Source organism: Microbacterium halotolerans (genome assembly GCF_003569805.1).
Classification (GTDB): Bacteria; Actinomycetota; Actinomycetes; order Actinomycetales; family Microbacteriaceae; genus Microbacterium; species Microbacterium halotolerans.
This window is the reverse complement of sequence record NZ_KZ984051.1, coordinates 1294853-1320334: the sequence shown is the minus strand read 5'-3', so window position 1 is coordinate 1320334 and position 25482 is coordinate 1294853. Positions and strand designations below refer to the sequence as shown.

The window sequence follows — 25482 nt, the reverse complement described above, 5'->3', positions numbered from 1 at the left end:
GAAACATCCCGCACCCAGGATGCCGAGATGCGCACTCCTCGTCGAGATGCGCCGATTCTGACGCCTGTTCGTCGAGAAGGTGCGCATCTCGCGAGCCGCGCTGACCGTCCGTCGAGGGTCGCGGGTGCCTCTACGGTGGGAGGATGCGCACTTCGGTTGAGGACGAGGCCGTCGATCTCGTCAGGGAACTGATCCGGATCGATTCGGTCAACACGGGCGACCCTGCCACCATCGGCGACGGTGAGACGCGTGCCGCGAGATTCGTGCAGGCGAAGCTCGAGGAGGTCGGGATCGCCACGACTTTCGTCGAGCCGGTCCCCGGTCGGGGAAGCGTCGTCGCACGCATGTCGGGCAGCGATCCGGATGCCGAGGCGCTCATCGTGCACGCCCACCTCGACGTGGTTCCCGTCGACGCTGAGAACTGGACGCATCCGCCGTTCGGTGCGGAGATCCACGACGGCATGCTCTACGGCCGCGGCGCCGTCGACATGAAGGACTTCGCCGGCGTCATCCTTGCGATCGCGCGCGACCTCGCCCGCACAGACGCACTGCCGCGGCGCGATCTCATCTTCGCCTTCCTCGCCGACGAGGAAGCCGGAGGCACCTGGGGCGCGAAGTGGCTCGTGGAGAACCGGCCGGAGCTGTTCGCCGGGGCAGGCGATGCGATCAGCGAGGTCGGCGGCTTCTCCGTGCCGATCCTGCCTGACCGGCGCGCGTACCTGCTCGCGACGGCAGAGAAGGGAGTCGGGCACGTCGGGCTGACCGCTCGCGGTGAAGCAGGTCACGGGTCCCGGCCGAGGCCCACCGACGCCGTCACACGACTCGCCGGTGCCGCCGCGCGCATCGGCGAGCACCGCTTCCCCGTCGTGCGCACACGGGCACTCGACGCATTCCTGCGGGTCGTCGGCGAGGCCCGAGGCACGGAGTTCACCGACGATGACCTCGACGCTCAGCTCGAAGGACTCGGCTTCACCGGCCGACTGATCCAGGCGTCGGCGCGGCAGACCGCTGCTCCGACAGTGCTGCGAGCAGGCGGCAAGTTCAACGTGATCCCAGCCGCGGCGCACGCCGAGCTCGACGTGCGGGCACTTCCGGGCGGTGAGGACGATCTGCGTGCTGAGCTCACCCGCCTCGCGGGCGATGACATCGACCTCGACTGGGACATCTCGATCTCGCCGATCTCCTCTCCCGTTGACGCGGAGTTCGTCGGGACGATCTCACGCGCGCTGGTCGAGGAGGATCCGGATGGCGTGGTCGTGCCGTACCTGCTGCCCGCGTCGACCGACAACAAGCACTTCGCGAAGCTGGGAGTGCGCGGCTACGGCTTCGTCCCGCTGCGCGTGCCGGACGACTTCGACGTGTACGGCCAGTTCCACGCCGCCGACGAGCGCGTTCCCGTCGACGCGCTCCGCTTCGCCGCCCGCACCACGCACCGAATCCTCACCACCGCGTAACACAGCGCACCCGCACAACTCTTCATTTCTGGCACATCTCCGGTGCCGTACCCACCCGGAGATGTGCCAGAAATGAAGAAACGGTCGGCGCGGGCGCAGGCACGGGCGTGCACCAAAAACGCCGGGCCCGAACGGGCACCGGCGTGATTGGACTCGTCGCAGTTACTTCTTGTTGCGACGCTGGTGGCGAGTCTTGCGAAGCAGCTTGCGGTGCTTCTTCTTCGCCATGCGCTTACGGCGCTTCTTGATGACTGAACCCACGGAAACCTCGCTATGTCTAGGGGCTGGACGCTCGGCACCCGTCAGTTGCCGACATCCGGGAACGGGCACGGCAGGAAAAAGTGCCTCGGACGATCCTAGCGCATCCGCCCGCCGCCCTTGTCACCGGACGGTCAGGCATCCGGATGATCGGAGCATCTCCCGCGCCAGAACGTGTCGTTTGCGCCCGGATGTTCGCACACCGAACAGCGCACATTCGCGACGAATCGGCATCGAAAACGGCGCTTCTCGGCGAGAAGTGCGCATCTCGGCAGCGGGGCGCGGGCGCGTCGGGTCAGCCAGCGAGGTTGTCGCGGTTGTCGAGCGGGGATTCGAGGGCGGCGGTGACCGCCGACTCGGGAACACGGTAGCTGCGGCCGAAGCGCACGGCGGGGAGATCGCCTGAGTGCACAAGACGGTACACGGTCATCTTGGAGACCCGCATGATGTCGGCGACTTCAGCGACCGTGAGAAAGCGCACGTCGGGCAACTCAGCCATGTTGATTTGATTCCTCCCCGGGATCTAACCATTCACTCTAGGGGCAGAATACAGCTCATGTAAACCCGAGTGACCAGCGTGAATCTCGAATCGTTGCCTTCTCCTAGGGTGTGTCTCATAATTTGAGCCGTAGCGAGCAAGGCCGCGGGTGCGTGCTCGGCGCTTCGCGCCTTCGACGCTCAATCGCTCGCCTCGCGAGGCGGAGGAGGGAGTCGATGCTCCGCATCGTCGACCGACGACAACGAAGACGAGGCGCGTGCACGCGACCTGCGCAGTAGGCGACTAATTGCGAGACACACCCCAGCCCTACGGCTTCGCGCGCTCCCGCGCCTCGCGCAGCGCCAGCCGTTGCTGCTTGCGTGCCTGGCGCAGCAGCTTCTCCGCCTGACGCACTCCCTTCTCCGCCTCGGCCGTCGCCTTCACCGCGGCTCGATACCGCTTGTCTTCGGCGACGTCCGCATCATCCGGCTCCGTCCATTCGGGAACGAGCGCGGCCGACGCGCCGCTTTCGCGGGCGGCGAGGTACGCGGAGATCCCGTCGAGCAGCCTGTCCACACCGAAGCGAAACGGATCGTGCTCGGACACGAAGACTCCCGCATCGATCGCGGCACGCAGACGCGGGTACTCGTCGGCCGAGATGACCGCGTCGAACATGGCGCTCTCCTGCACGGCGAGCTCCTGCGCCGACAGCCCCGTGCGCCGCTCCTGATCCGAGTACCCCGCGACCACCATGCCGTTCCAGCGCGCGCTCCCGGTGACTGCGAGGACGATCGCAATGCGCTCGTCGCTCTCGAACGGAAGCCCCTCGAGCGCAGTCAGCCCCGCCTCGACCCATAGCGAGCCGTTCGGCGTGACCGGCGACCCGCTGATCGGCAGCGACAGCAGCCACGGATGCCGGATGAACACCCCGACCTGTTCGCGGAACAGCACGAGGAGCTTCTCTCGCCAGCCGTCGACCTCCCGAAAGTCGCCGGACGGCGGGCCTGTCGCCTCTTCCTGCATCAGCAGCAGGAGATCGTCCTTGGCGCTGACATAGCGGTACAGCGACATCGGAGTGAACCCGAGCCGCTTGGCCACCGCGGCCATCGACACCGCGCCGAGCCCCTCCGCGTCTGCGAGCTCCACCGCCGTCTCGACGATGCGCTCCACGCTCATCTCGCGCTTCGGTCCTCGCTGCGGATTCGCTGCCACGCCCCATGCGAGCGCGATGCCGCGCGGGAGCTCGACGGGTTCGGAATCATCCATGCTCAGAATCTTACGTTGTGTACGGCATAAACAGTGTGTTACCGTCATAAACAGTTTCATGCGTACACAGAACGAAAGGATCCTCATGACCGCCGTCATCGATGTGCACGCCCTGCGCAAGAGCTTCGGGCCGCACACCGTGCTCGACGGGATCGACCTGCACGTCGCCCCCGGAGAGATCTTCGCCCTGCTCGGCCCGAACGGCGCAGGCAAGACCACCATGATCAATGTGCTGACGACGCTGGCACGGCCCGACTCGGGGACAGTCTCCGTCGCCGGCCACGACGTGCTCCGCTCGCCGGATGCCGTTCGTGCCCGCATCGCACTCACCGGGCAGTCGGCCGCGGTTGACGAGGCGCTCGGCGCGCACGAGAACCTCGTCATGTTCAGCCGCCTGTCCGGCCTCGGCCGCAGCGCGGCGCGCGCCCGCGCCGACGACCTCCTCGCTGATTTCGGCCTCACCGATGCCGCTCGGCGTCGCGTCGCCACATTCTCCGGCGGCATGCGCCGCCGCCTCGACCTCGCACTGAGCCTCGTCGTTCAGCCAGAGGTGCTGTTCCTCGACGAGCCGACGACCGGGCTCGACACGCGCAGCCGACGCGAGCTGTGGGGCATGATCTCCTCGTTCGCGGCGAACGGCACAACCGTCTTCCTCACCACCCAGTATCTCGAGGAGGCAGACGAGCTCGCCGACCGGATCGCCGTGCTCTCAAACGGAGCGATCGTCGCGCTGGGTACGGCTCGCGAACTGAAGCAGCGCGTAGGTGGCGCCACCATCGAGCTCCACGGCGACGACGGCGCTCTCCTGCGCGAGGCATCGACCGACGGCACGACCTCTGGCGTGCGACGCGCCCTCGAAGCGCTCGACACCGCGACCGCCGACACGCGCCTGGCCGATGCCGCCGTCTCCCTGCGTCGCCCCACGCTCGACGACGTGTTCCTCGCTCTGACTGATCCGGATGCCCGTTCCGCCGGGCACAGCATCACCGATTCCCGCACTGACCTCACGAAGGAGCCGACCGCATGACCTCTCTCACCGCAGCTGTCGTTCCCGAAGCCGCGCCGGCGACCTCCGTTCGGCACAGGCCGCCCGGCCTCACCGCCGAGCTCGTGTTCGTCGGCCGCGCCATGAGGCATTCGTTCCGCGACACCGAGTCTGTGCTGATGTCGATCCTGCTTCCCGTGATGCTGATGCTGCTGTTCACCTATGTCTTCGGCGGCGCCATCGACCCGACGGGCGAGTACGTGAACTTCGTCGTGCCGGGCACGATCCTCACGTGCGCCGGCTTCGGTGCCGCAACGACGGCGACCTTCGTGGCGAACGACATGCGCCGAGGCATCATCGACAGGTTCCGGACGATGCCGGTCAGAGCCAGCGCGGTGCTCACGGGACACGTGGTCGCGAGCCTGGTGCGCAATCTGCTCGCCACTGGCGTGGTGATCGTCGTCGCACTGGCGATCGGCTTCCGGCCCGAGGCCGACCTGGGAGGCTGGCTTGCCGCATTCGGCATCATCGCGCTGTGGATCCTCGCGATCACCTACCTGTTCGCCGCGATCGGCCTGGCGGCCGGCTCACCGGAAGCGGCCACCGGATACGGATTCATCCTGCTGTTCCTGCCCTACCTGTCCAGCGGGTTCGTGCAGCTGAACACGCTTCCGGACTGGCTGCGCCCCGTGGCCGAGTTCCAGCCGGCCACACCCGTGAGCGACACGATACGGGGCGCGCTGATGGATACAGATGCCGCGATGCAGCCGATATGGGCTGTGGCGTGGTGCCTCGGCATCCTGATCGTCGCCGTGGCGTGGGGCGGATGGCTCTTCGCCCGCAAGTCCGCGCGTCGGTGAGAGGTGCAGAGCACCGATACAGCACTCCCTCTTGTGGGCGCATCGGCGCGAGGATAGCGTCATAGCACGGCGGTCCGCCCCTGTGGGCCGCTCCCGGCAGCGACGCCGGGAACCGATCGATGACAGCGCGAGAGCCCTGGGCGCACACGCCGCCCTGGGTGATCGCGCCGGACGACTGGAGAACACCATGGCGAACGTCGGACTCCTGTACGTCGGAGCAGTGCTCTTCCTGAACGGCCTGATGCTCCTGGGCGTCGTATCGGGCAAGGCCGCAGGGATCCTGAACTTCTTCGTCGGCGGCATGCAGGTGGTCTTCCCGACCATCGCGCTGATGCAGGCCCAGGGCGATCCGGATGCGGTCTTCGCAGCTGCCGGCATCTATCTGTTCGGGTTCACTTACCTGTACGTCGGCCTCATCCAGTGGACCGGCCACGGCGGCGAGGGGCTCGGCTGGTTCTCGCTCTTCGTCGCGATCAGCGCCGTCGTGATCGCCCTCGCGCAGTTCGCGATCTACGCCGACCCGCTCTTCGGCGTGATCTGGCTGCTGTGGGCCGTGCTGTGGTCGCTGTTCTTCGTGCTGCTCGGGCTGAAGGTCGACCGAATAGGACGCATGACCGGCTGGTTCACCATCTTCGTCTCGTTCATCACCGCGACGATCCCGGCGCTGCTCGCGCTGACGGGAACGCTTCCGGATGATCCGATGTGGGCCGCCGTGCTGGCCGTCGTCGGGGTGGCATCCTTCGTCGTCGCAGTCGTTCTGCGCGGCAGCCCTGTGCCCGCGACCGACCCCGCGCCTGCCGAGAGCTGAGGAGAGCATCATGCCCCGCTACGACTTCCGATGCGGCTGCGGAACGGCCTTCGTCGCCGGTTACCCGCTCGCGTCCGTGCCGGACACGGCAGCGTGCCCCGACTGCGGCAACGCGGCCCGTCGCGGCGTCTCGTCACCGCACCTCGGCCGCACGTCGAGCGCCACCTACGGCCTGATGGACCGAGCCGCGCGCTCAGCGCACGAGCCTCAGATCGTCAGCGGCTCCGTGCCCGGGGCGCGCCGATCGCCCGGCACGCCCGTCACGACGAACCCGCTGCACGCCAAGCTGCCCCGTCCGTGAGCGGACGATTCCCTCACAACTGAACACTCCCCATCCGCAGGATCCGCGCATCCGGACGACGCGCAGAACAAGGAGAACGACCATGCCCAAGACGATCTTCCCCCTCGACTCCTCCAAGAAGTTCGAGGAGAACGAGCTTGTGGGGCACAACCGCTGGCACCCGGACATCCCGCCCGTCGCGACGGTGAAGCCGGGAGACACGTTCCGGGTCGACTGTCGCGAGTGGTTCGACGGTGCGATCGTGAACGACGACAGCGCCGACGACATCCTGAACGCCCCGCTCAACGATGTGCACAAGCTGTCTGGTCCCTTCCGCATCGAAGGGGCGAAGCCGGGCGACCTGCTCATCGTCGACATCCTCGACGTCGGTCCGATTCCCGGCGAGGATTCCGGCCCGCTCGCTGGCCAGGGCTGGGGCTATACCGGCGTCTTCTCCCGCAACAACGGCGGCGGCTTCCTGACGGAGCAGTTCCCCGACGCGTACAAGGCGATCTGGGACTTCCACGGCCAGGTCGCCTCGTCGCGCCACGTGCCAGGCGTCTCGTTCGAAGGCCTCATCCACCCCGGCCTGATGGGCACGGCGCCCTCGGCGGAGCTGCTGGCGAAATGGAACAAGCGGGAGGGCGATCTGATCGCCACCGACCCCGGCCGTGTTCCGCCGCTGGCGCTGCCCCCGCAGCCGATCAGCGCGCTTCTCGGCTCGGTGCCGGAGGGGGAGCACGACCGCGTCGCCGGCGAGGCCGCCCGCACCGCTCCCCCGCGTGAGAACGGCGGCAACCAGGACATCAAGAACCTGTCGAAGGGCACCCGCGTGTTCTACCCCGTCTTCGTCGACGGGGCGAACCTGTCGCTCGGCGACCTGCACTTCTCGCAGGGCGACGGCGAGATCACGTTCTGCGGCGCGATCGAGATGGGCGGGTTCATCGACCTGCACGTCGACGTCATCCCGAACGGGATGGAGCTCTACGGCGTCACGGAGAACGCCATCTTCATGCCGGGCCGCGTCGATCCGCGCTTCAGCGAGTGGATCGCGTTCTCCGGAACCTCCGTCACGCTCGACGGTGAGCAGCGGTACCTCGACTCGCACCTGTCGTACCAGCGCGCCTGCCTGCACGCCATCGACTACCTCACCAAGTTCGGCTACACCCCGGAGCAGGCCTATCTGCTGCTCGGTGCCGCACCGATCGAGGGGCGCCTGTCCGGCGTCGTCGACATCCCGAACTCGTGCTCGACGGTGTACATTCCGACGGCGATCTTCGACTTCGACGTGAGCCCGTCGGCGAGCGGCCCGACGCAGATCGACCCCGGCATCGGCGCTCCGCGCGCGGCGAATGTCGCATAGGGCATAGCGCACCCGCCCGCGACCGCGCTTACAACCAACCGCGGTCGCGGGCGATGCGGGCGGCCCCCACGCGGGTGGCCGCCCCTGTCTTCGCGATCGCCGCGCTGGCGTAGTTGCGCACCGTGCCCGACGACAGGTGCACGGCAGCGGCCACCTGAGCGACGGGCGCCCCATCGACCGACGCGCGAAGCACATCCCGTTCGCGATCGGTCAGCGGATTCGCCCCGTCGAGCAGCGACTCGGTCGCCAGCACGGGATCGATCACCCGCTCGCCCGCGTGCACCCGCCTCACCGCCTCGGCGAGCTCGCCCGCCGGGGTGTCCTTCACGACGAAGCCGCTCGCGCCCGCGTCCAGTGCCCTGCGCACGTAGCCGGGCCGCCCGAACGTGGTGACGATGATGCTCCGGATGTGCGGAAGCGCGGCTCGCAGAGCGGCCGTCGCCTCGATCCCGTCGGATCCCGGCATCTCCACATCGAGCAGGCACACGCCGACGTCCGCGTCTCGCGCCGCATCGATCACCTCGTCGCCCCGACTGACCTGAGCGGCGACCTCGATGTCGGGCTCGAGGCCCAGCAGTGCGGCGAGCGCGCCGCGCACGAGGGCCTGGTCGTCTGCCAGAAGGATCCGGATCACCAGCGCACCTCCACCCGCGTGCCTGGGCCGCACTCTGCACCGTCATCATTCGCAGCACCCACCTCGAGCCTGGCTCCCGCGGCCTCGACGCGCTCCCTGGCGCCGCGCAGACCGCCTGCCGCGACCCCCGAGGGTACGCCCTTCCCGTCGTCTTCGATCACGATGCCGTCGGCATACAGTCGCACGGAGCAGCGACGTGCGTACGAGTGCCTGACGACGTTCGTGATCGCCTCGCGCAGCACCCACGCCACCACGATGCGGTACCTGGGGTCGACCGCGTCGGCCTCCTTCGGGACAGCCGATTCGATGCCTGCGGCACGCAGCGCCTCGTCCGCCGCCACCAGCTCGTCGCCCAGGCGCGCGACCCGCAGCCCGGAGACCGTCGCGCGCACCTCGGCGAGCGCTTCGCGCGACAGACTCCGGATCTGTGCGAGCTCAGCCTTCGCACGATCCGGATCGATGTCGACCAGCCGTTCCGCCAGCTCGGACTTCACCGTCACGATGGTCAGGCTGTGGCCGAGCACGTCGTGCACGTCGCGGGCCACGCGCTCGCGCTCCGCGACGAGCGCCGTCTGCCGCTCCACGACGTCGTGCTGCTCCTGAGCCGCGTTGATCAGCCGGATGATGCCGGTGGAGACGAACACGATCGCCGGGGGCATGTACAGCACCGCGTACTCGATGAAGCCGTCCGGTGTGAGCGCGAGCACGACGGTGAGCAGGAGGTACTGCGCCAACAGCAGTGCAACAGCCAGCGGAATCGCTCGTCTGACGGTGCCGGAGAACATGGCGATCGAGATCAGGAACGCCCCGGCCCCGAGCGCTCCCGGCCCGACGAGCACCGAGGCCGCCGCCATCAGCGCCACCATCACCGCGAGCCCGACGCACCCGCGCCGGCTTGCGATGGACCAGGTCTCCGACCGGATCATCCACATGTACACGACGATGTAGGCGAGTGCGTACGCGATGAGGAGCGCCGTACCGATCGCACGCCGCGGCTCGGAGACCGCCGCTTCCGATGCCGCGCTGATCGGGAACAGCATGAAGACGACCCACACGACGCCGAGCACCCACGCGAACCGCGCCCAAGGGTCGCGCTGGTCGTGACGGTCCACGGCATCCCCGCGGCGCGCGTGAGCCCCGCCGCCCACGGCGGCTGTCGCCTCGCTCACGTCAGCCATCGGCCCTCACCAGGTCCACTCCTCCATAGTGTCAGTCCAACCCAGACACAACGCAGTCAATCCGTTCCTCCCCCGACCTCTGGGATCCGCCGTCGTCAGGGAACGGCCGCCCCAGCCGCCCCGATTAACTGCGTTGTGTTCGCCGACCGCTGCCTGGCACGCCTCACGACGGACGAGCTGGGCCGCCGTCCCACCAGGCGCCGAACGACACAACGCAGTCGATTCGGATGTCCTCTATGGGCCGCCCCCGCTGTTCCACGGCCCGGCACGCGCGGCGGCGCGGATCGACTGCGTTGTGTTCGCCCTACTGCCTGGCGCGACCGCGGCGCGAGATGAGGATCGTCGCGGCCACGAATACCGCCGCCCATGCCCCGATGTTCACCAGCAGCACCCACATCTCATCGTGCGGCGGCTCGGTTGTGGGCGTCGTCGAGGCGAGGTAGCCGTCGGTGAGCGGATACCTCGCCAGTGCCACGAGGCCGTACAGCGGGGTGAATCGTGCGATGTCGAGCAGCACGCCGCTGAGCGGGAAGAACAGGTTTCCGAGGAACGCCAGGATTACGAGCGAACCGCTCGCCGCACTGACAGCGCCTTCGCTGCGGAACATCAGCCCGGCCAGCAGCCCGAAGAACGAGAACATCGCAGCGCCCAGGAGCACGATGAGGCCGCTGACGATCCATACCTCTGCCGTGGCTTCCGCGCCGGTGGCCGCCCCGATGATGTAGATCAGCGCCACCGGGATGATCGCGATGACGAACCCGACGGCGGCCTTCGTGACGACGCGCTGTGCGTCGCTCATCGGAGTCAGCCCGAGCTGGCGCCCCCAGCCCTGCATCTGCTCCACGGCTGCAGCGCCGCCGACGCCCACCGTTGCCGTCACCGCGCCGTACGCTGCCATGCCGATCATGATGTACGCGGCGACGTTGCCGTTGCCGATGTCGGTGGATCCGTAGTCCTGCGCCGCGCCGAAGATCACGTACATGAACGCGGGCAGGATCGCCACGAAGAACATGGTGACGAAGTCGCGCATGACGCGCTTGAGCTCGATGCCGAAGTAGGTGACGTTCATGATGCGTTCCGTTCCGTGATCATGCGGAACGCGTCGTCCATGCTTCCCGCGGCGATCTCGAGGTCATGGGCGCCGATCTCCGTCAGCAGCGCCCTGGCGACGGCATCGGAATCCGCCGCGCGGATGTCGAGGCGCCCGGCATCCGCGATGACCTCGGAGACGCCGATCATGGCCTCGACCGCCGCGACGGCTTCCGCCTGGCGCTCAGGGGCGACGTAGGCCTGCACGCGGCGCCCCGTGGCGGTCGCCCTGATCTCGGCAGTCGTACCGTCCGCGGCGACGCGACCGTCTGCCATCATCACGATGCGCTGAGCGAACACGTCGGCTTCCTCGAGGTAGTGCGTCGCGAAGATCACCGTGCGCCCGCTGCGCGCATCCTCGCGCATCGTGTCCCAGAACGACCGGCGAGCCGACACATCCATGCCGGCCGTGGGCTCATCCAGGATCAGCAGGTCGGGGTCGGGCAGCAGGGAGAGCGCGAACCGCAGCCGTTGCTGCTCGCCGCCCGAACACTTCGACACCCGGCGTGCCTCGATCGCCGTCACGCCGGCGCGCTCCATGACCTCGTCGACGGACAGCGCGTTGGGGAAGGTCGAGGCGATGAGCGTCACGGTCTCGCGCACCGTCAGATCGCGCAGCAGACCGCCCGACTGCAGCACAGCGGACACGCGCCCCGCGGCCACTGCGCGTCGGGGCGCTTCGCCGAAAACCGAGATGTCGCCGTCGGTCGGGGTCGTGAGGCCGAGCACTATGTCGAGCGTCGTCGTCTTCCCCGCACCGTTCGGCCCGAGCAGCGCGACGATCTCTCCCTGCCGGATGTCGAGGTCGAGACGGTCGACGGCGCGAAACGTGCCTCCGCCCGTCCGGAACTCCTTCACGACGCCGCGCAGCGACACGGCGAGCGGCGCTGATGCCGCGGTTCTCGTAGCGGCCGCCTCGGCCCTGACTGGATTCTCCATACCCCAAGCATCGCGGGGCCGCCCCCGCCGCCACGATCCCCTCACGTCACCCATCCGGAATGACAGATGTCACGCGCCCACGAAGTGCGTGCTCAGACCCAGCGCAGGATGCTGAGCGTGTGCAGCGCAAGGCCGACGAAGGAGGCGTGCTCGGAGCTTCGCTCCTCCGACGCTCAACCGCTCGTCACACGAACGCAAGCGTTCTCGTTCCTCGCTCAATCGCGTGCGAATGCACGTCGACTGAGGAGAACGCCGCGATGTGCGTGCTCAGGGTCCTGCGAGCAGTCAGGAGGCGCCGAGGCGTCTGAGGGCGGACTGCACCACGTTCCTCGCACCTGCGGCAGCGCGACCGAGCGAGTCGGCGGCACGCACCGCGGGCTCCGACAGGGTCGGCGCGGCCATCGTGGCCGCCTCATCCGCGATCTCCGACTCGTCGACGAAGAACGGCACGAGCCAGTCGTCGATCTCCTCGAGCGGCTGCGGCGCAAGGCTGTAGAACCGTCGCTGGCCGTCCTCTCTGACATGCACGAGATCGTTCTCGCGGAGCACCTTCAGATGCTTCGAGACGGTCGGCTGGCTCACGCCGAGTTCGCCCACGATCTGCGACACGCTGGTGCCGTCGTCGGACTCCGACGAGCGGCTCAGCAGGAACCGCAGGATGTCGCGTCGGGTGCCGTCCGCAATCACGTCGAAGATGTCCGCCATGTGGTTAGGTTAGCCGCCTCGCGACCCGAGTACCATGAGGAAGTCCTCGTCTGAGGGAGAGGACGTTCTCGTCTGAGGGGGTTCGCATGCCGACTGGCGCTTCTTCCGCGCCGTCCGATGCCGCGGGGCGCATGCGACCGATCATGCGAGCGATGTGGCACTGGTTCCGCGTCATCACCACCAGATCGCCCGCACGCTTCGCGATTCTGGTGTTCGCTGCGCTGATTCTGGTGTTCACTACCCTGCTGGCGCTGCCGATCGCAGCGGCGGACGGCACGGCCACCTCGCTGCCCGATGCTCTCTTCACCGCGGTGTCGACGATCTGCGTCACCGGCCTGGTCAGCGTCGATATGACCGCGCATTGGTCGCTCTTCGGCGAGATCGTCATCTTCGTCGGCGTGAACATCGGCGGGATGGGGGCGCTCACACTCGCGTCGATGCTCGGGCTGATCATCTCCAAGCGCATGGGTCTGCGCGCGAAGCTGATCGCTGCAGGCGACACGAACCCGCTGCGCGCGCACGGCGGTGCCGTCTCGGAGTCGCAGGCGGTGCGTCTCGGCGACGTCGGCATGCTGCTGCGCACCGTGGCGCTGTCGACGCTCATCGTCGAGCTGGTCGTCGCGCTGCTCATCCTGCCCTCGACCCTCGCGCAGAACGTGCACTGGGTCGAGGGAACGTGGAACGCCATGACATACGCCGCGATGTCGTTCACCAACACGGGCTTCACTCTGAATTCCGGCGGCCTCGAGGTGTTCGCGAGCGACTTCTACTTCCTCACGGTGGTGATGATCAGCGTGTTCATCGGGAGCCTCGGCTTCCCCGTGCTGCTTGCGCTGTCGCGCAACCTGAAGAGCCCGCGCAAGGCGCACCTGGTCAGGCCGAGCACGTGGTCGCTGCACGTGAAGCTGACGATCGTCACGAGCGTGATTCTGCTGTTCGGCGGCGCAGGGGCGTTTCTCCTCCTGGAGTACGGCAACCCAGGCACATTCGGCGCGATGCCCGCGGGGGAAACCGTCTTCCAGTCCCTGTTCATGTCGACCATGACTCGGTCGGGCGGCTTCTCCGTCGTCGACCAGGGAGAGCTGTACGGCTCGGGAATGATCGTCGGCTCGATGCTCATGTTCATCGGCGGCGGGTCGGCATCGACCGCCGGCGGCATCAAGGTCACCACCCTCGCGGTGCTCGCACTGGCCGTGTGGTCGGAGGCGCGAGGGCGCGTCTCAGTGCAGGCGTACGGGCGCCGGGTCCCGTCGGACGTGCAGCGCGTAGCCGTCGCGGTGCTCGCATGGGGTGCCACGATCGTCGCACTCGGCACGATCGTCATCGCGCAGATCACACACGAACCGATCGCCGAGGTGCTGTTCGACGTCATCAGCGGCTTCGGCACCGTCGGCCTGTCGACCGGCCTGACCGAGAACCTGCCGACACCGGCGCTGATCGTCATGGCCGTGGTCATCTTCATGGGGCGCGTCGGCACCGTGACGCTGGCTGCCGCTGTCGCCGCGACGTCTCGCCAGCAGCACTTTGCTTTCCCGGTCGAACGCCCGATCGTCGGCTGACGGTCGCGGCACGTTCGACGTAGGCTGGTCAGCATGGTTGAGCAGATTCGGGGTGACGCACCCGTCCTCGTGATCGGTCTCGGTCGGTTCGGCGCCGCGTGCTCGGGCGAGCTCGACCGGCTCGACCGCGACGTGCTCGCAATCGATGCGGATCTCGACCTCGTGCAGAAGTGGTCCGAGCGCGTCACCCACACCGTGCAGGCCGACGCACGCAATCTCGACGCGCTGAAGCAGATCGGTGCGGGCGACTTCCAGGTGGCGGTCGTCGCGATCGGCTCGTCCATCGAGGCGTCTGTGCTGATCACCGCGAACCTCGTCGACCTCGGCATCCCGCAGATCTGGGCGAAGGCCGTCTCCCATTCGCACGGCAAGATCCTCGCCCGCGTCGGCGCCAACCACATCGTCTACCCCGAGCGCGAGGCGGGAGAGCGCGTCGCTCACCTCGTCGGCGGCCGGATGCTCGACTTCATCCGGTTCGACGATGATTTCGTTCTCACGAAGATGTACCCGCCCAAGTTCATCCGGGGCCGTGGTCTGAACGAGTCGGGCGTGCGGACGAAGTACCGTGTCACGATCGTCGGTGTGAAGAGCCCAGGCAAACCGTTCCGCTACGCCGAGGCCAGCACCGTGGTGACCAACCACGATCTGATCATCGTGTCTGGGACGTCCGACGACGTCGAACGCTTCGCAAGCTTGGACCGCTGAGCGTCGCCGAGCGAGCGCCTGGCGGCGTTGTCGTCGTCAGCGTGCGAAGCACGCATTCCTCCTCCGCCTTGCCACGCACACCCTCGACACCGCTCAGTTCCTGACGCACTGAGGGCACGCCCCCGCTGCAGTTGTGCGCTTCGCTTGTGCCTGTGTCGGCGTGTGCGTCGGGGACCCGGCGCACGACGCAGGCGAACGGCCCTACTGCAGCTGCGCGAACCCCTCCACGCGCTTGGAGGGGCCGACGGCGAGCACCGTGTCATCCGGGCCCAGCACCGTAGCGCTGTCGGCGTACTGCCATTCGCCGTCGCCAGAGCGCCATGCGGCGATGGTGACGCCGCGGCGCTTGCGCAGCTCCGTCTGACCCAGCGGCGTGCCCTGGATCTCGCTCGGGGCGGCGACCTTGACGAGCGCGTAGCCGTGGTCGATCTCGAGGTAGTCCTTGGCCGCGCCGCGTACGAGATGAGCCACGCGACGCCCCATGTCCGCCTCCGGATACACGGTGTGGTGCACGCCGAGCTGCTCCAGGATCGTGCCGTGCTGCTCATCCGTGGCCTTGGCCCAGACGACCGGTCCGCCGAGTTTGAGCAGCATCGACGTGACGAGGATCGACGCCTTCAGGTCGCCGGTGATCGCCACCACCACTCGATCGAAGTCGTGCACGGCCAGCTGCCGCAGCACGTCCTCCTTCGAGGCGTCGGCTCGCACGACCTGTGTGAGCTGCCCGTTCAGCGCCTGCACCGTATCCGGATCGGAGTCGATGCCCAGCACCTCCGTCCCCGACGCCATCAGCTCGAGCGCAACGGAGCGCCCGAACCGTCCGAGCCCGATCACGGCGACCGAATCGGCCTCGGCGATATGGCGGGACTTCTCCCCGAACGAGAGGAATGAGCCCATGAATGCCGTCCTTTCTGCGCCGGTCAGCCGATGACCGGTCGCTCCTTCGGAAGTTCGTAGGAGATTCGGCGTTCGCGCAGCGCGAGCGCCGAACCGAGAGTGAGCGGGCCGATCCGGCCGAGGAACATCAGCACGACGAGGCACAGCTGACCCGCGGCCGGAAGATCACCCGTGATGCCGGTGGACAGCCCAACCGTCGCAAACGCGGAGATCGTCTCGAACAGCACCCGGTCGAGATCGAAGTCGGTCATGGCGAGGATCGCCACCGTTGCGCCCATCACCGCTGCCAGCGACAGCAGCACGACGGCGATCGCCTCGCGGTGCACCGAGCGGGCCAGCCGCTTGCCGAAGATGTTCACGGCCGTTCCGCCGCGCAGCTCGGTGACGAGGATGAAGAACAGCACCGCGAACGTGGTGACCTTTATGCCGCCTGCCGTTCCGCCGGGGCCGCCGCCGATGAACATCAGCACGTCCATGATCAGCCAGGTCTCGTCATGCATCGAACCGACGTCGATCGAGTTGAAGCCCGCCGTTCTCGTCTGCACGGAGTGGAACAGCGCCGCAAGCACGCGAGTCCACGGGCTCTCGGCGCCGAGCGTGCGCGAGTTGTTCCATTCGATCACCGCGATCGCGAGCCATCCGATCAGCAGCAGCGCCGCGGTGACGGGCAGCACGATCCGTGTGTTCATCGACCAGTGCAGCGGCTTGCGCCACTCGCGAGCGAGCTCGCGCAGCACGGGGAACCCGAGCCCGCCGAGCACGATCGCGGCGCACATCGGCAGCGCGACCCAAGGGTCGGTGACGAAGCGCTCCATGCTGTCGCTGTACAGTGCGAAGCCGGCGTTGTTGAACGCCGAGACCGAGTGGAACACACCGTGCCACACGGCCTTCGGCGCATCGTATCCGTAGCCGAAGGCGAACCGCGCGGCCAGCAGCGCCGCCAGCACGGCCTCGATCGTCAGCGACGTCCTCACGATGTTCCGCACCAGCCGCCCCACATCGGGCAGGCCGGCGGACTTCGTCTCGAGCGCCGTGTTCATCCGGGTTCTGACCGACACCCGCCTGGCCAGCACGATGCCGACCATCGCGGCGAACACCATGATGCCGAGACCGCCGAGCTGAATGAGGGTGAGGATCACGCCGAGGCCGAACGGACTCCAGTGCACCGCCGTGTCTACGACGACCAGACCCGTCACGCACAGCGCGGAGACCGCGGTGAACAGCGCCTCGACGACGCTCGCGGAGCCGCCGACGCTCGAGATCGGCAGCCACAGCAGGCTCGCGCCGATCAGTGCCGTGAGGCCGAAGCCGATGACGATCATCTGCGCGGGAGCGAGCGCCAGAGTGAATCGTGCCCGATGCCGGAACGTTCGCTCGCGCCTCTGCGCTTTTCGCGTCACGAAGGTCGAGCGTACGCCCATTCCGCCGCCGCGCAACTCGGCGCCGTCGCACCCTGCAGAGTCGCCGCATCGTCGGGCCGGCGAACGAGCCGCGAGTCACGTGCCGCGGTCGCTATGCCCCGGCGGCGAGCTCCTTCGCGCGGGCGTAGGCGGCGTCGGTCGCAGCCGAGAACGTGTCGCCGAGACCAGCCGCCTGCAGCACCTCGATCGCGCGTTCCGTCGTGCCCTTGGGGCTCGTGACGCGGCGGCGCAGTTCAGCGGGGTCGTCGCCTGACGCGTCGAGCAGCGCGGTCGCACCGGCGAACGTCGCAGCGGCCAGCCGCGCGGCGTCCTCGTCGCCGAAGCCCTGGTGCTTCGCCGCCTTCGTGAACTCCTCGATGAGCAGGAAAACGTATGCGGGGCCGGAACCGGTGATCGTCGAGATGGCGTCGATGCCGTCATCGCCGACCACCTCGAAGACGTCGCCGACGGTTTCGAACAGACGGCGTACGATCCGGATGTCCTCATCGGTCGCATGAGCGCCGCCGGCGACGCCGGTGACGCCCTTGCCGACCGTCGACGGCGTGTTCGGCATGGAGCGCACCACAGCAGTGCCCGGCAGGTGCTGCTCGAACGTCTCGAGCGTCACGCCTGCGGCGATGCTGACCACGATCGCGTCGTCGCGCAGGTGCGGCGCGAGCTGCGGCAGCAGATCACCGACCATCTGCGGCTTCACTCCGACGACGACCACCCGCGATGCGGCGGCGGCGACGAGATTGCCGTCAGGACGCTCCGACAGCGCAATCGATTCGACGCCGTCGAGCTCGGCCAGAGCTGCGGCCTTCTCGACGGTTCGGTTCGTGACCCGGATGCCGCCCGAGACGGGAACAGCGCTGGCGACGAGGCCGCGCAGGATCGCCCCTCCCATCGAACCGGCTCCGAGAAATGCGATCGATGGCAGCTCTTCCGTCATGCGTCCCAGTCTAGGTGCGGGTCTCAGGCTGCCGAGATGCGCACTTTTACGACGAAATCACGTCCAGAGGTGCGCATCTCGACGAGAAGTGCGCATCTCACGAGCTGGGCCCGAGGCCGCGCTGCGCGGGGCGGGAGACGCGGCGTCAGGCGGCGGGGACGGTCTGGAGTGCGTTGTAGATCCAGACGATCCAGAAGGCGGCGGACGCGGTGCCGACGATGCCGAGACCGAGGGCCCAGCCTGCTGAAGCGCGGTCCTCCCAGCGGCGGGACAGCGCGACAGAGCCGAGGATCACGCCCAGAACCGACGCGGGCATCGCCCACGGCATGAACCACGACATCGACAGACCGAACATCGCGCACATCAGCGCCCAACCGGCCAGCGGCTGCGGCGGCTTCCAGCGCTTCGGTTCGCGGGGATCGTGGCGACGCTTCCCCTCGCGCTCGCGTGCCGCGCGCTGCTCCGCGCGCGATCCGGCGGCCCCCCGTGGATCGACGCGCGGATCAGCAGCGCTCGGCTGATCGCCGGTGAGCTCTTCGATCAGCTTCGCCGGGTCGTCGGCACGCGAGGGCGTGCTCATGGCGCCTCGGCCACGTGGATCTCGGTGACGGGCAGTGTCGAGTCGGCGCCGAACGCCAGGGTCGACGGCCTTCGACCCGACGCGATCAGCTCGGCCGCGAGCCCGGCGATCATGGCGCCGTTGTCGGTGCACAGGCTCAGCGGGGGGATCCGCACGGTCACGCCGCGCTCAGTCGCGCGCCGGGTCGCCACGTCGCGCAGCCGCTTGTTCGCGATGACGCCCCCGCCGAGCAGCAGGCGCGGAACGCCCCGTTCCTCGCACGCGTCGAGAGCTTTGGTGACGAGCACGTCGACGACAGCCTCGCGAAAGCTCGCCGCTACGTCCGCGACCGGAATCGGCTCATCCACCGCTTCGCGCTGTTCGATCCACCTGGCCACCGAGGTCTTCAGGCCGGAGAACGAGAAATCCCACCTGTGCTTATCCCGGTCACTCGCCCGCGACAGCCCGCGGGGGAACCGGATGGCGTCGGGGTCGCCATCCAGAGCCGCCTTGTCGATCTGCGGACCGCCCGGATACGGCAGGCCGAGGATGCGCGCGACCTTGTCGAACGCCTCCCCTGCGGCGTCGTCGATCGTCTCACCGAGCATCTCGACGTCGGTCGTGAGATCGCGCACGTGCAGCAGCGACGTGTGCCCGCCGGAGACGAGCAGCGCGATCGTCGGGTACTCGAGCGGCTCGGTGCCCTCCGTCAGGATGTCCGCGGCGATGTGCCCGACCAGGTGGTTCACGGCGTACAGCGGCTTCCCGAGGGAGACGGCGAGCGCCTTCGCCGCGCCGACGCCGATCATCAGCGCTCCGGCCAGCCCCGGCCCGCTCGTCACCGCGACCGCGTCGAGGTCTCGCAGCCGGATGCCCGCCTCAGCGACCGCGTGCTCGATCGCCGGCTGCAGCGCCTCCAGGTGCGCACGTGCGGCGACCTCGGGCACCACGCCGCCGAAGCGCGCGTGCTCATCCATGCTGCTGGCGATCGTGTTGCTCAGCAGCGAGCGTCCCCGCACGATGCCGATGCCGGTCTCGTCGCAGCTGGTCTCGATGCCCAGCACGAGGGGCCCGGATGACGCGGTCGCGTCGGCGACGGTCGGTTCCGTCATCGGCGCACCCCCTCATCCGGAATCTTTCGCTCCTGCCATCTGCGCACGTCGAGCTTCATCACGATCGCATCGACGTCATCCGGCTGGTAGTACCTCGGCCGCCTGCCGATCTCCTCGAAGCCTTCGGAGACGTACAGCCCGTGCGCCGTCGGGTTGTCGGCGCGCACCTCGAGGAACACCTCGCGCACGCGGCGCTGCGCTGCGGCGTCGATCAGTGCGCGCAGCAGGGCTCTGCCCTGTCCGGAGCCGCGCGCGACTGCGGCGAGCGCAATCGTCTGGATGTCGCCGTCCCTGGCGCCGGGGAGCGCTCGCAGTCCGCCGTACCCGATCACGTCTCCCGCGCGTTCTACGACGAGGTAGCGACCGTGCGGGCTGGCCAGCTCCGCCGCCATCGACGACTCGTTCCATGCGTCGGTCGCGAACGAGTCCCGCTCGATCGTCATGATCGCGGTGAGGTCGTCGGGAGTTGCGATGCGGATGTCGGCTGCGGCGGCGAGATGGCTCGCTCCGGTCGCCTCCGCGCGATCGTCCGCGACAGCCGCGAGCGTCGGCTCGTCTGCGTCGATCGCGGCCGTGTCCGCGCCGGCGGCGTCTCGCGCGTCGGCCAGGCCCGTCACGTGCTCACCCGCTTGCGGACATGGCCGACCGTCACGTCGGGCGAGCGCAGGTAGAGGGGCTCATCCGCCGCCGGTGCGACACCGGCGGCGAGCGTGCGGGCCGCGATCCGGCCGAGGTCGGCAGCCCGGATGATCGAGGTGGGCGCCTCCGCTGCGTTCGAATCCTCAGCGGTGGCACCGGGTGACGACGCGGCTGCGTCCAGAGCGCCGCTCGCCGTGCCTGTTGCCGCGGCCGGGCGAGCGGTGCCGGTGGGCACGATCACGGTCGCGCTGGGCAGGATCGCTGCGAGGTCGGCTGTCTGCGGGTGCAGCTCCGGTCCGGAGAGCCTGAACGGCAGACCGTGTGCGTCGAGACCGCGGTACACCGAGACGGCGTTCTCCCTGCGTCGCGCGTCGGTCACGATCGCGAACGCGCCGCCGTCATCCGTGCGTTCGATGTGGGCGAGCGCCGCGGCGTCATGGCTCACCACGGGCATGACGCCGATTCCCCGCCCCACGGCGAACGCGCGCCCTGCCGCGATGCCGATGCGCAGACCGGTGAACGGCCCTGGCCCCATGCCGGTTGCCACATGTGTGATCTCATCGGCCGAGACGCCAGCGTCCTCGAGCGCCGCGACGAGCAGATCGCCGATCACCTCGGCATGCCCCCTCGGGCTGGCGCTCTCGGAGTGGCCGAGCACGACGCCATCCGGGTCGACCACGGCTGCGGTCGACCCGATCGACGTATCGACGGCGAGGATCACGCTCCCAGCGTATCGACGCGTACCTGGAGGACGCTTGATTGCACCGGGACCGTTATCCGCCCGGTACCGCGGCGTTCGCCGTGAGGTCGGTCTGCGCCTTCCACCGGTCGTGAGCCGTCAGAGACTGCGGACGGCGCAGATGGACGAGCGGACGTGCGTGCGATCAGTGCGACCGGGTGATGGTGACGATGCGCGGGGCGTCGGCGTCGAGTTCTTCAGCGGAGCGGGAGAGGTCGCCGCACATCGTGTCGGCACCGCGTCCGCCGATGGGGCGGGCGATCTCAACGTCCCACCACGTCTCGCGCAGGCCCTCCACCTTGCCTCTGCCCCATTCCATGACGACGACCGAGGCATCGGCATCGATATCGAGGTCGTCGAGCTCCATCGCGTCGCCGACGCGGTAGGCGTCGGCGTGCACGAGCGGCGCCCCGCCGGTGAGCGACGGATGGGTGCGTGCGATCACGAACGTGGGGCTCTGGATCGGGCCCCGCACTCCCAGCCCCTCAGCGAGGCCGCGGGTGAAGGTCGTCTTGCCCGCGCCGAGCGGACCGGTCAGCACCAGCAGGTCCCCTGCGACGAGCCCTTCGCCGATCCGGTGGCCGAGCTCTTCCATCGCCGCGGCGGATGGGACCTCGTGCGTGCCGAGCAGGTCATCCGGAATCATGCCGTTCCTCCGAGCGGGACTCCGGATGCACGCCGCACCGGACGATGCCCGCACCCGACCGCACGCGATGCGGCCGGGCGTGCGCCTTCGACCGCGGCGTTCATGCTCTGCGCTCCCTGGCCGGCCCGTCCCTCTGGTCGCCGACCACGGTCCGCTCGACGCGCGGGCCGATGCGAGTGACGATCTCATAGCCGATCGTGCCTGCTGCCTCCGCCCACTCCTCCGCGAGCGGCGCGCCATGCGACGGGTCGCCGAACACCAGCACCTCGTCGCCGACCTCGACGGGGAGATCACCGACGTCGACGACGAACTGGTCCATCGCGATCGTGCCGGCGACGCGGAAGCGCTCGCCCCGGATGGCGACGGGGCCTGCGTTCGATGCCTGCCGCGGCATGCCGTCGGCGTAGCCGAGCGGCACCAACGCATAGGTCGTCTCCCGTGGTGCTCGGTAGCGGTATCCGTAAGAGGCACCGTGACCGGCGGCGACTCTGCGCACCGCAGCGACCCTGGAGCGCACCGTCATCGCGGGGCGCAGCCCGAGGTCGGACGGTGTGCGGTCGGCGAGGGGCGAGACGCCATAGATGCCGATGCCGACCCGCACGGCGTCGAGCCTGGCCTCGGGAATGTCGATGGCCGCCGCCGTGGCAGCGATGTGACGCAGCCGCCCGTCGAGACCGTGCCGTTCGGCGAGCGCGATCCCGTCGTGGAACGCCTCCGCCTGCGCGAGATCATCCGCACGGCTCGTGCCGCTGAGGTGGCTGAAGATGCCGATGACGCGGAGGTGCCCCTCGGCCTCCTCTGCCGCGGCGGCCGCGAACAGGTCGTGCCACTCGCTGCGGTGGGCGCCGTTCCGACCGAGACCCGTCTCGAGCTTCAGGTGCACGTCGGCGCGACGGCTGGTGCGCGCACCCGCATCCGCCGCAGCCCGCACCTGCTCGAGACTCGACAGCCCGATCTCGACGCCCGAGCGCACCGCCTCGGTGAAGTCGACGTCGGGCGCGTGCAGCCACGCGATGACCGGGGCGGTGATGCCCGCCTCGCGCAGGGCGAGCGCCTCTCTGACGTCGGCGACGCCGAGGCGAGTCGCTCCCCCGGCTAGCGCCGCACGCGCCGCCGTCAGCGCGCCGTGGCCGTAGCCGTTCGCCTTGACCACCGCGATGCATTCCGGCGTGCCTGTGATCTCGCGCAGCACACGGACGTTGTGCTCGATCGCCGAGGCGTCGACGAGCGCCTCGCGCGGGGGCGCAGTCGCGTCGTTCTCACGCATTCCGGTCTCCTGCTCGCTCGAGTACGACACTGCGGCGGGTGCTGCTCCAAGCCCGAGTGGGGCGCCGGCTGGACCGCCCTGCCGCAATGGCCTCAGTTCGGGTCCGCGCACGGCCGAGGCTCGCCCTCGTCCCACACCCCACAGGGGCGCCCCTCGGAATCGCATCCGGCGAGCGCACGACACCAGCCGGCTCTCCGATCATCCGGGCCTCACTCATCCGGCTCACCCCGCCCGTCCGGGGCATCACCCTCGAGCACGGTGTACGCGATCGCGAGGCCGGCGTCGTGCGAGAGCGACAGGTGCAGACGCGTCACACCACGGGCGGTGACCGTCGCGGCCGTCTCACCGTCGATCACGTAGCTCGGGGCCTGGCGCTCGCCGAGCCGCGGCACCTCGATGTCGCGCCAGTTCACACCCTCGCTGCCGCCGAGCGCCTTGATCAGCGCTTCTTTCGCGGCGTAGCGCGCGGCGAGCGACCGAAGCGGCAGCTCTCGCTCGTGGGTGCTGAACAGTCGCTCGGCGAGCCGCGGCGACCCGTCGATCTGCTGCTGAAATCGCTCGACGTCGACCATGTCGACCCCGATCCCGATGATCACGCCGCCACCGCGCCGAGACACGTCTTCACGTCTCCTGCAAGTCCGCAGCTGTCCGCAGCGGACTTGCAGGAGACGTGAAGAGCTGCAGCTGGCATCACTCGACCGTGACGGACTTCGCGAGGTTGCGCGGCTGGTCGACGTCGAGTCCCTTCGCCGTGGCCAGGCCCATCGCGAAGATGTGCAGCGGCACGACCGCGAGGATCGCTTCGAACAGCGGGCCGGCCAGCGGCACCCGCAGCATCTCGTCGGCATGCGGCAGCACGGCGGTGTCGCCCTGCTCCGCCACGGCGATGACGCGGGCGCCGCGTGCACGGATCTCCTCGATGTTCGAGACGACCTTCGCGTGCAGGGTCGCCGCTCCGCGCGGCGACGGCACCATCACGAACACGGGCTGGCCCGGCTCGATCAGCGCGATCGGTCCGTGCTTGAGCTCGCCTGCCGCGAAGCCCTCCGCGTGGATGTACGAGATCTCCTTGAGCTTCAGCGCACCCTCGAGCGCGATCGGGAAGCCCACGTGGCGACCGAGGAACAGGACGGAACGGGTGTCGGCCATCCAGTGCGCGAGCTGCTCGATGCGCTCCTGCTCGTTGTCGAGGATCCACTGGATCTTCTCGGGCAGCGTCTCGAGCTCCGCCACGGCATCAGCGATGGCCTCGGTGCTGATCGTGCCGCGCACGCGACCGATGTGCAGCGCCAGCAGGTAGAGGGCAGTGATCTGCGCGACGAAGGCCTTCGTGGACGCGACGGCCACCTCGGGTCCTGCATGCGTGTAGACGATCGCGTCGGACTCGCGCGGTATCGTCGCGCCCTGGGTGTTGCAGATCGACAGCGTCCTGGCACCGAGGCGCGCGGCCTCCTTGACCGCCATCAGAGTGTCCATCGTCTCGCCCGACTGGCTGATCGAGACGACGAGCGTGTCAGGGCCGACGATCGGGTCGCGATAGCGGAACTCGTGCGCCAGCTCGACGTCGACGGGCACGCGCGCCCACTTCTCGAGCGCGTACTTGCCGACCTGGCCTGCATAGCTGGCCGTTCCGCACGCGATGACGATGATGCGGCTGACGTCGGCGAAGAGTTCGTCGAGACCGTCGAGTTCGGAGATCGCGACGGCGCCGTTCCTGACGCGGCCGCGCACCGTGTTCGCCACGGCCTCCGGCTCCTCCGAGACCTCCTTGGCCATGAAGCTCGACCATCCGCCCTTCTCTGCGGCCGCGGCGTCCCACATCACTTCGAAGGGGCTGGTCTCGACCTCATTGCCGTCGAAGTCGGTGACGCGCACCTCGTCGGGGGTGATGGCCACGATCTGGTCCTGGCCGATCGCGAGCGCGCTGCGGGTGTGCTCGACGAACGCCGCGACATCGCTGCCGAGGAAGTTCTCGCCCTCGCCCAGCCCGATCACGAGGGGCGAGTTGCGTCGAGCGCCGACGACGAGGCCAGGGTGGTCCTCGTGCATGGCGAGGATCGTGAACGCACCCTCGAGTCGCGCGGCGACAGCGCGGAACGCGGCGACGAGATCGCCGTCGTTGGCCCGGTACTCGCGGCCGAGCAGCACCGCGGCGACCTCGGTGTCGGTCTGGCTGCGCAGCTCGAAGCCCTGGTCGGTCAGCTCGGCGCGGAGTGCGGCGAAGTTCTCGATGATGCCGTTGTGGATCACCGCGAGGCGATCGTCGTCGGCGAGGTGCGGGTGCGCGTTCAGGTCGGTCGGGCCGCCGTGGGTCGCCCAGCGAGTGTGCCCGATTCCGGTCGTGCCTGCAGCGATCGGCGCAGCCTCCAACCGCTCACGCAGCTTCGCCAGCTTGCCCGCCTTCTTCTCGGCGTGCAGATCGCCCGCGCTGTCGATGACGGCGATCCCCGCCGAGTCGTACCCCCTGTACTCCAGGCGCGCAAGGCCCGCCAGCAGGATGTCCTGGCTCTCGCGCTGGCCGACGTATCCGACGATTCCACACATAGGTATGAGTCTAGGACGGCGTTCCTGGGGAACCGCGCAGGCGTGCGGGCTCTCCCGGTGCAGACGGCGCGGGCCGGCCAGGCGCCCACCGTTCCGGTTTCCCGAGCCGCACAACCATGCGGCGGCAGCCGCAATATGGGGAACCGGAACGGCCCGGCAGCACCCG

The 25482-nt window shown here is 68.9% G+C and carries 27 protein-coding genes; 8 read left to right on the top strand and 19 right to left on the bottom strand.

What is annotated here, in order from left to right:
• Positions 1-143 precede the first annotated feature (143 nt).
• Positions 144-1454 carry a M20/M25/M40 family metallo-hydrolase gene (locus DZG09_RS05915; RefSeq protein WP_119696702.1) on the top strand — a complete coding sequence of 437 codons (1311 nt, stop codon included), beginning with the start codon at positions 144-146 and terminating at the stop codon, positions 1452-1454.
• Positions 1455-1616: 162 nt separating this feature from the next.
• Here DZG09_RS05915 and DZG09_RS05910 read toward each other — a convergent pair whose 3' ends face one another.
• From DZG09_RS05910 to DZG09_RS05900, 3 genes are all read right to left on the bottom strand, one after another.
• A complete protein-coding gene (locus DZG09_RS05910) occupies positions 1617-1715 on the bottom strand; it encodes a 30S ribosomal protein bS22 (protein ID WP_003792170.1) in 99 nt (32 codons plus the stop codon).
• A gap of 292 nt (positions 1716-2007) precedes the next feature.
• The gene (locus tag DZG09_RS05905) at positions 2008-2211 is read right to left on the bottom strand and encodes a helix-turn-helix domain-containing protein (protein ID WP_087054935.1); all 204 of its coding nucleotides are present in this window, start codon (positions 2209-2211) and stop codon (positions 2008-2010) included.
• A 306-nt stretch (positions 2212-2517) separates the two neighbouring features.
• A complete protein-coding gene (locus DZG09_RS05900; protein ID WP_119696701.1) occupies positions 2518-3456 on the bottom strand; it encodes a TetR/AcrR family transcriptional regulator in 939 nt (312 codons plus the stop codon).
• An 85-nt stretch (positions 3457-3541) separates the two neighbouring features.
• Between DZG09_RS05900 and DZG09_RS05895 the strand changes: the two genes are divergently transcribed.
• From DZG09_RS05895 to fmdA, 5 genes are all read left to right on the top strand, one after another.
• Positions 3542-4483 (top strand): ATP-binding cassette domain-containing protein, encoded by a 942-nt coding sequence (locus DZG09_RS05895; protein WP_119696700.1) that lies wholly within the window; start codon positions 3542-3544, stop codon positions 4481-4483.
• Positions 4480-5301, top strand: a complete 822-nt coding sequence (locus DZG09_RS05890) for an ABC transporter permease (RefSeq protein ID WP_119696699.1) — start codon at positions 4480-4482, stop codon at positions 5299-5301. The genes DZG09_RS05895 and DZG09_RS05890 overlap by 4 nt, the downstream gene beginning before the upstream one ends.
• A gap of 187 nt (positions 5302-5488) precedes the next feature.
• Positions 5489-6109: an AmiS/UreI family transporter gene (locus tag DZG09_RS05885; RefSeq protein WP_119697419.1), complete on the top strand. Its 621-nt coding sequence runs from the start codon at positions 5489-5491 to the stop codon at positions 6107-6109.
• A 10-nt stretch (positions 6110-6119) separates the two neighbouring features.
• Complete coding sequence (locus tag DZG09_RS05880) at positions 6120-6410, top strand: FmdB family zinc ribbon protein (protein WP_119696698.1); 291 nt, start codon at positions 6120-6122, stop codon at positions 6408-6410.
• 82 nt (positions 6411-6492) lie between these two features.
• Complete coding sequence (fmdA, locus tag DZG09_RS05875; protein ID WP_119696697.1) at positions 6493-7752, top strand: formamidase; 1260 nt, start codon at positions 6493-6495, stop codon at positions 7750-7752.
• Positions 7753-7780: 28 nt separating this feature from the next.
• Here fmdA and DZG09_RS05870 read toward each other — a convergent pair whose 3' ends face one another.
• The 5 genes from DZG09_RS05870 to DZG09_RS05850 all read right to left on the bottom strand — a co-directional run bounded on the left by DZG09_RS05870 (position 7781) and on the right by DZG09_RS05850 (position 12297).
• Positions 7781-8386, bottom strand: coding sequence for a response regulator transcription factor (locus tag DZG09_RS05870; protein ID WP_205529074.1), 606 nt, complete (start codon positions 8384-8386; stop codon positions 7781-7783).
• On the bottom strand, positions 8383-9564 hold the full coding sequence (locus tag DZG09_RS05865; protein WP_119696696.1) for a sensor histidine kinase: 1182 nt from the start codon (positions 9562-9564) through the stop codon (positions 8383-8385). The genes DZG09_RS05870 and DZG09_RS05865 overlap by 4 nt, the downstream gene beginning before the upstream one ends.
• A gap of 304 nt (positions 9565-9868) precedes the next feature.
• Entirely contained in the window at positions 9869-10633 is a 765-nt protein-coding gene (locus tag DZG09_RS05860) for an ABC transporter permease (protein WP_119696695.1), read from the bottom strand.
• Positions 10630-11592, bottom strand: coding sequence for an ABC transporter ATP-binding protein (locus tag DZG09_RS05855; protein WP_119696694.1), 963 nt, complete (start codon positions 11590-11592; stop codon positions 10630-10632). The genes DZG09_RS05860 and DZG09_RS05855 overlap by 4 nt, the downstream gene beginning before the upstream one ends.
• Positions 11593-11877: 285 nt before the next feature.
• A complete protein-coding gene (locus DZG09_RS05850) occupies positions 11878-12297 on the bottom strand; it encodes an ArsR/SmtB family transcription factor (RefSeq protein ID WP_119696693.1) in 420 nt (139 codons plus the stop codon).
• Positions 12298-12449: 152 nt separating this feature from the next.
• Between DZG09_RS05850 and DZG09_RS05845 the strand changes: the two genes are divergently transcribed.
• Positions 12450-13856 (top strand): TrkH family potassium uptake protein, encoded by a 1407-nt coding sequence (locus DZG09_RS05845; RefSeq protein ID WP_240423731.1) that lies wholly within the window; start codon positions 12450-12452, stop codon positions 13854-13856.
• Between the two features lie 33 nt (positions 13857-13889).
• Positions 13890-14561, top strand: a complete 672-nt coding sequence (locus DZG09_RS05840; protein WP_087054925.1) for a potassium channel family protein — start codon at positions 13890-13892, stop codon at positions 14559-14561.
• Positions 14562-14762: 201 nt separating this feature from the next.
• Here the strand turns inward: DZG09_RS05840 and DZG09_RS05835 are convergent, their stop codons facing one another.
• The 11 genes from DZG09_RS05835 to glmS form a co-directional block, all read right to left on the bottom strand.
• A complete protein-coding gene (locus tag DZG09_RS05835) occupies positions 14763-15458 on the bottom strand; it encodes a potassium channel family protein (protein ID WP_205529073.1) in 696 nt (231 codons plus the stop codon).
• 23 nt (positions 15459-15481) lie between these two features.
• Entirely contained in the window at positions 15482-16858 is a 1377-nt protein-coding gene (locus tag DZG09_RS05830) for a TrkH family potassium uptake protein (RefSeq protein WP_240423729.1), read from the bottom strand.
• 112 nt (positions 16859-16970) lie between these two features.
• On the bottom strand, positions 16971-17810 hold the full coding sequence (gene proC, locus DZG09_RS05825) for a pyrroline-5-carboxylate reductase (RefSeq protein WP_119696690.1): 840 nt from the start codon (positions 17808-17810) through the stop codon (positions 16971-16973).
• Between the two features lie 145 nt (positions 17811-17955).
• Complete coding sequence (locus DZG09_RS05820; protein ID WP_119696689.1) at positions 17956-18390, bottom strand: DUF4190 domain-containing protein; 435 nt, start codon at positions 18388-18390, stop codon at positions 17956-17958.
• A complete protein-coding gene (tsaD, locus tag DZG09_RS05815; RefSeq protein ID WP_119696688.1) occupies positions 18387-19481 on the bottom strand; it encodes a tRNA (adenosine(37)-N6)-threonylcarbamoyltransferase complex transferase subunit TsaD in 1095 nt (364 codons plus the stop codon). The genes DZG09_RS05820 and tsaD overlap by 4 nt, the downstream gene beginning before the upstream one ends.
• Positions 19478-20098, bottom strand: a complete 621-nt coding sequence (gene rimI / locus DZG09_RS05810) for a ribosomal protein S18-alanine N-acetyltransferase (protein WP_338039979.1) — start codon at positions 20096-20098, stop codon at positions 19478-19480. The genes tsaD and rimI overlap by 4 nt, the downstream gene beginning before the upstream one ends.
• Entirely contained in the window at positions 20095-20841 is a 747-nt protein-coding gene (gene tsaB / locus DZG09_RS05805; RefSeq protein ID WP_119696687.1) for a tRNA (adenosine(37)-N6)-threonylcarbamoyltransferase complex dimerization subunit type 1 TsaB, read from the bottom strand. Before tsaB ends, rimI begins: the two co-directional genes overlap by 4 nt.
• A gap of 163 nt (positions 20842-21004) precedes the next feature.
• Positions 21005-21505 (bottom strand): tRNA (adenosine(37)-N6)-threonylcarbamoyltransferase complex ATPase subunit type 1 TsaE, encoded by a 501-nt coding sequence (gene tsaE / locus DZG09_RS05800; protein WP_119696686.1) that lies wholly within the window; start codon positions 21503-21505, stop codon positions 21005-21007.
• 100 nt (positions 21506-21605) lie between these two features.
• Complete coding sequence (alr, locus tag DZG09_RS05795; protein ID WP_119697415.1) at positions 21606-22772, bottom strand: alanine racemase; 1167 nt, start codon at positions 22770-22772, stop codon at positions 21606-21608.
• Positions 22773-22981: 209 nt separating this feature from the next.
• The gene (locus DZG09_RS05790; RefSeq protein WP_119696685.1) at positions 22982-23368 is read right to left on the bottom strand and encodes a holo-ACP synthase; all 387 of its coding nucleotides are present in this window, start codon (positions 23366-23368) and stop codon (positions 22982-22984) included.
• A gap of 94 nt (positions 23369-23462) precedes the next feature.
• Entirely contained in the window at positions 23463-25316 is a 1854-nt protein-coding gene (gene glmS / locus DZG09_RS05785; RefSeq protein WP_119696684.1) for a glutamine--fructose-6-phosphate transaminase (isomerizing), read from the bottom strand.
• Between the last annotated feature and the right edge of the window lie 166 nt (positions 25317-25482).

Excerpts from the sequence above, each read along its gene's own strand:
- DZG09_RS05915 (WP_119696702.1), top strand. The coding sequence starts at position 144 with ATGCGCACTTCGGTTGAGGACGAGGCCGTCGATCTCGTCAGGGAACTG.
- DZG09_RS05905 (WP_087054935.1), bottom strand. The coding sequence starts at position 2,211 with ATGGCTGAGTTGCCCGACGTGCGCTTTCTCACGGTCGCTGAAGTCGCC.
- DZG09_RS05900 (WP_119696701.1), bottom strand. The coding sequence starts at position 3,456 with ATGGATGATTCCGAACCCGTCGAGCTCCCGCGCGGCATCGCGCTCGCA.
- DZG09_RS05895 (WP_119696700.1), top strand. The coding sequence starts at position 3,542 with ATGACCGCCGTCATCGATGTGCACGCCCTGCGCAAGAGCTTCGGGCCG.
- DZG09_RS05890 (WP_119696699.1), top strand. The coding sequence starts at position 4,480 with ATGACCTCTCTCACCGCAGCTGTCGTTCCCGAAGCCGCGCCGGCGACC.
- DZG09_RS05885 (WP_119697419.1), top strand. The coding sequence starts at position 5,489 with ATGGCGAACGTCGGACTCCTGTACGTCGGAGCAGTGCTCTTCCTGAAC.
- DZG09_RS05880 (WP_119696698.1), top strand. The coding sequence starts at position 6,120 with ATGCCCCGCTACGACTTCCGATGCGGCTGCGGAACGGCCTTCGTCGCC.
- fmdA (WP_119696697.1), top strand. The coding sequence starts at position 6,493 with ATGCCCAAGACGATCTTCCCCCTCGACTCCTCCAAGAAGTTCGAGGAG.
- DZG09_RS05865 (WP_119696696.1), bottom strand. The coding sequence starts at position 9,564 with ATGGCTGACGTGAGCGAGGCGACAGCCGCCGTGGGCGGCGGGGCTCAC.
- DZG09_RS05860 (WP_119696695.1), bottom strand. The coding sequence starts at position 10,633 with ATGAACGTCACCTACTTCGGCATCGAGCTCAAGCGCGTCATGCGCGAC.
- DZG09_RS05855 (WP_119696694.1), bottom strand. The coding sequence starts at position 11,592 with ATGGAGAATCCAGTCAGGGCCGAGGCGGCCGCTACGAGAACCGCGGCA.
- DZG09_RS05850 (WP_119696693.1), bottom strand. The coding sequence starts at position 12,297 with ATGGCGGACATCTTCGACGTGATTGCGGACGGCACCCGACGCGACATC.
- DZG09_RS05845 (WP_240423731.1), top strand. The coding sequence starts at position 12,450 with ATGTGGCACTGGTTCCGCGTCATCACCACCAGATCGCCCGCACGCTTC.
- DZG09_RS05840 (WP_087054925.1), top strand. The coding sequence starts at position 13,890 with ATGGTTGAGCAGATTCGGGGTGACGCACCCGTCCTCGTGATCGGTCTC.
- DZG09_RS05835 (WP_205529073.1), bottom strand. The coding sequence starts at position 15,458 with ATGGGCTCATTCCTCTCGTTCGGGGAGAAGTCCCGCCATATCGCCGAG.
- proC (WP_119696690.1), bottom strand. The coding sequence starts at position 17,810 with ATGACGGAAGAGCTGCCATCGATCGCATTTCTCGGAGCCGGTTCGATG.
- DZG09_RS05820 (WP_119696689.1), bottom strand. The coding sequence starts at position 18,390 with ATGAGCACGCCCTCGCGTGCCGACGACCCGGCGAAGCTGATCGAAGAG.
- tsaD (WP_119696688.1), bottom strand. The coding sequence starts at position 19,481 with ATGACGGAACCGACCGTCGCCGACGCGACCGCGTCATCCGGGCCCCTC.
- tsaE (WP_119696686.1), bottom strand. The coding sequence starts at position 21,505 with ATGATTCCGGATGACCTGCTCGGCACGCACGAGGTCCCATCCGCCGCG.
- alr (WP_119697415.1), bottom strand. The coding sequence starts at position 22,772 with ATGCGTGAGAACGACGCGACTGCGCCCCCGCGCGAGGCGCTCGTCGAC.
- glmS (WP_119696684.1), bottom strand. The coding sequence starts at position 25,316 with ATGTGTGGAATCGTCGGATACGTCGGCCAGCGCGAGAGCCAGGACATC.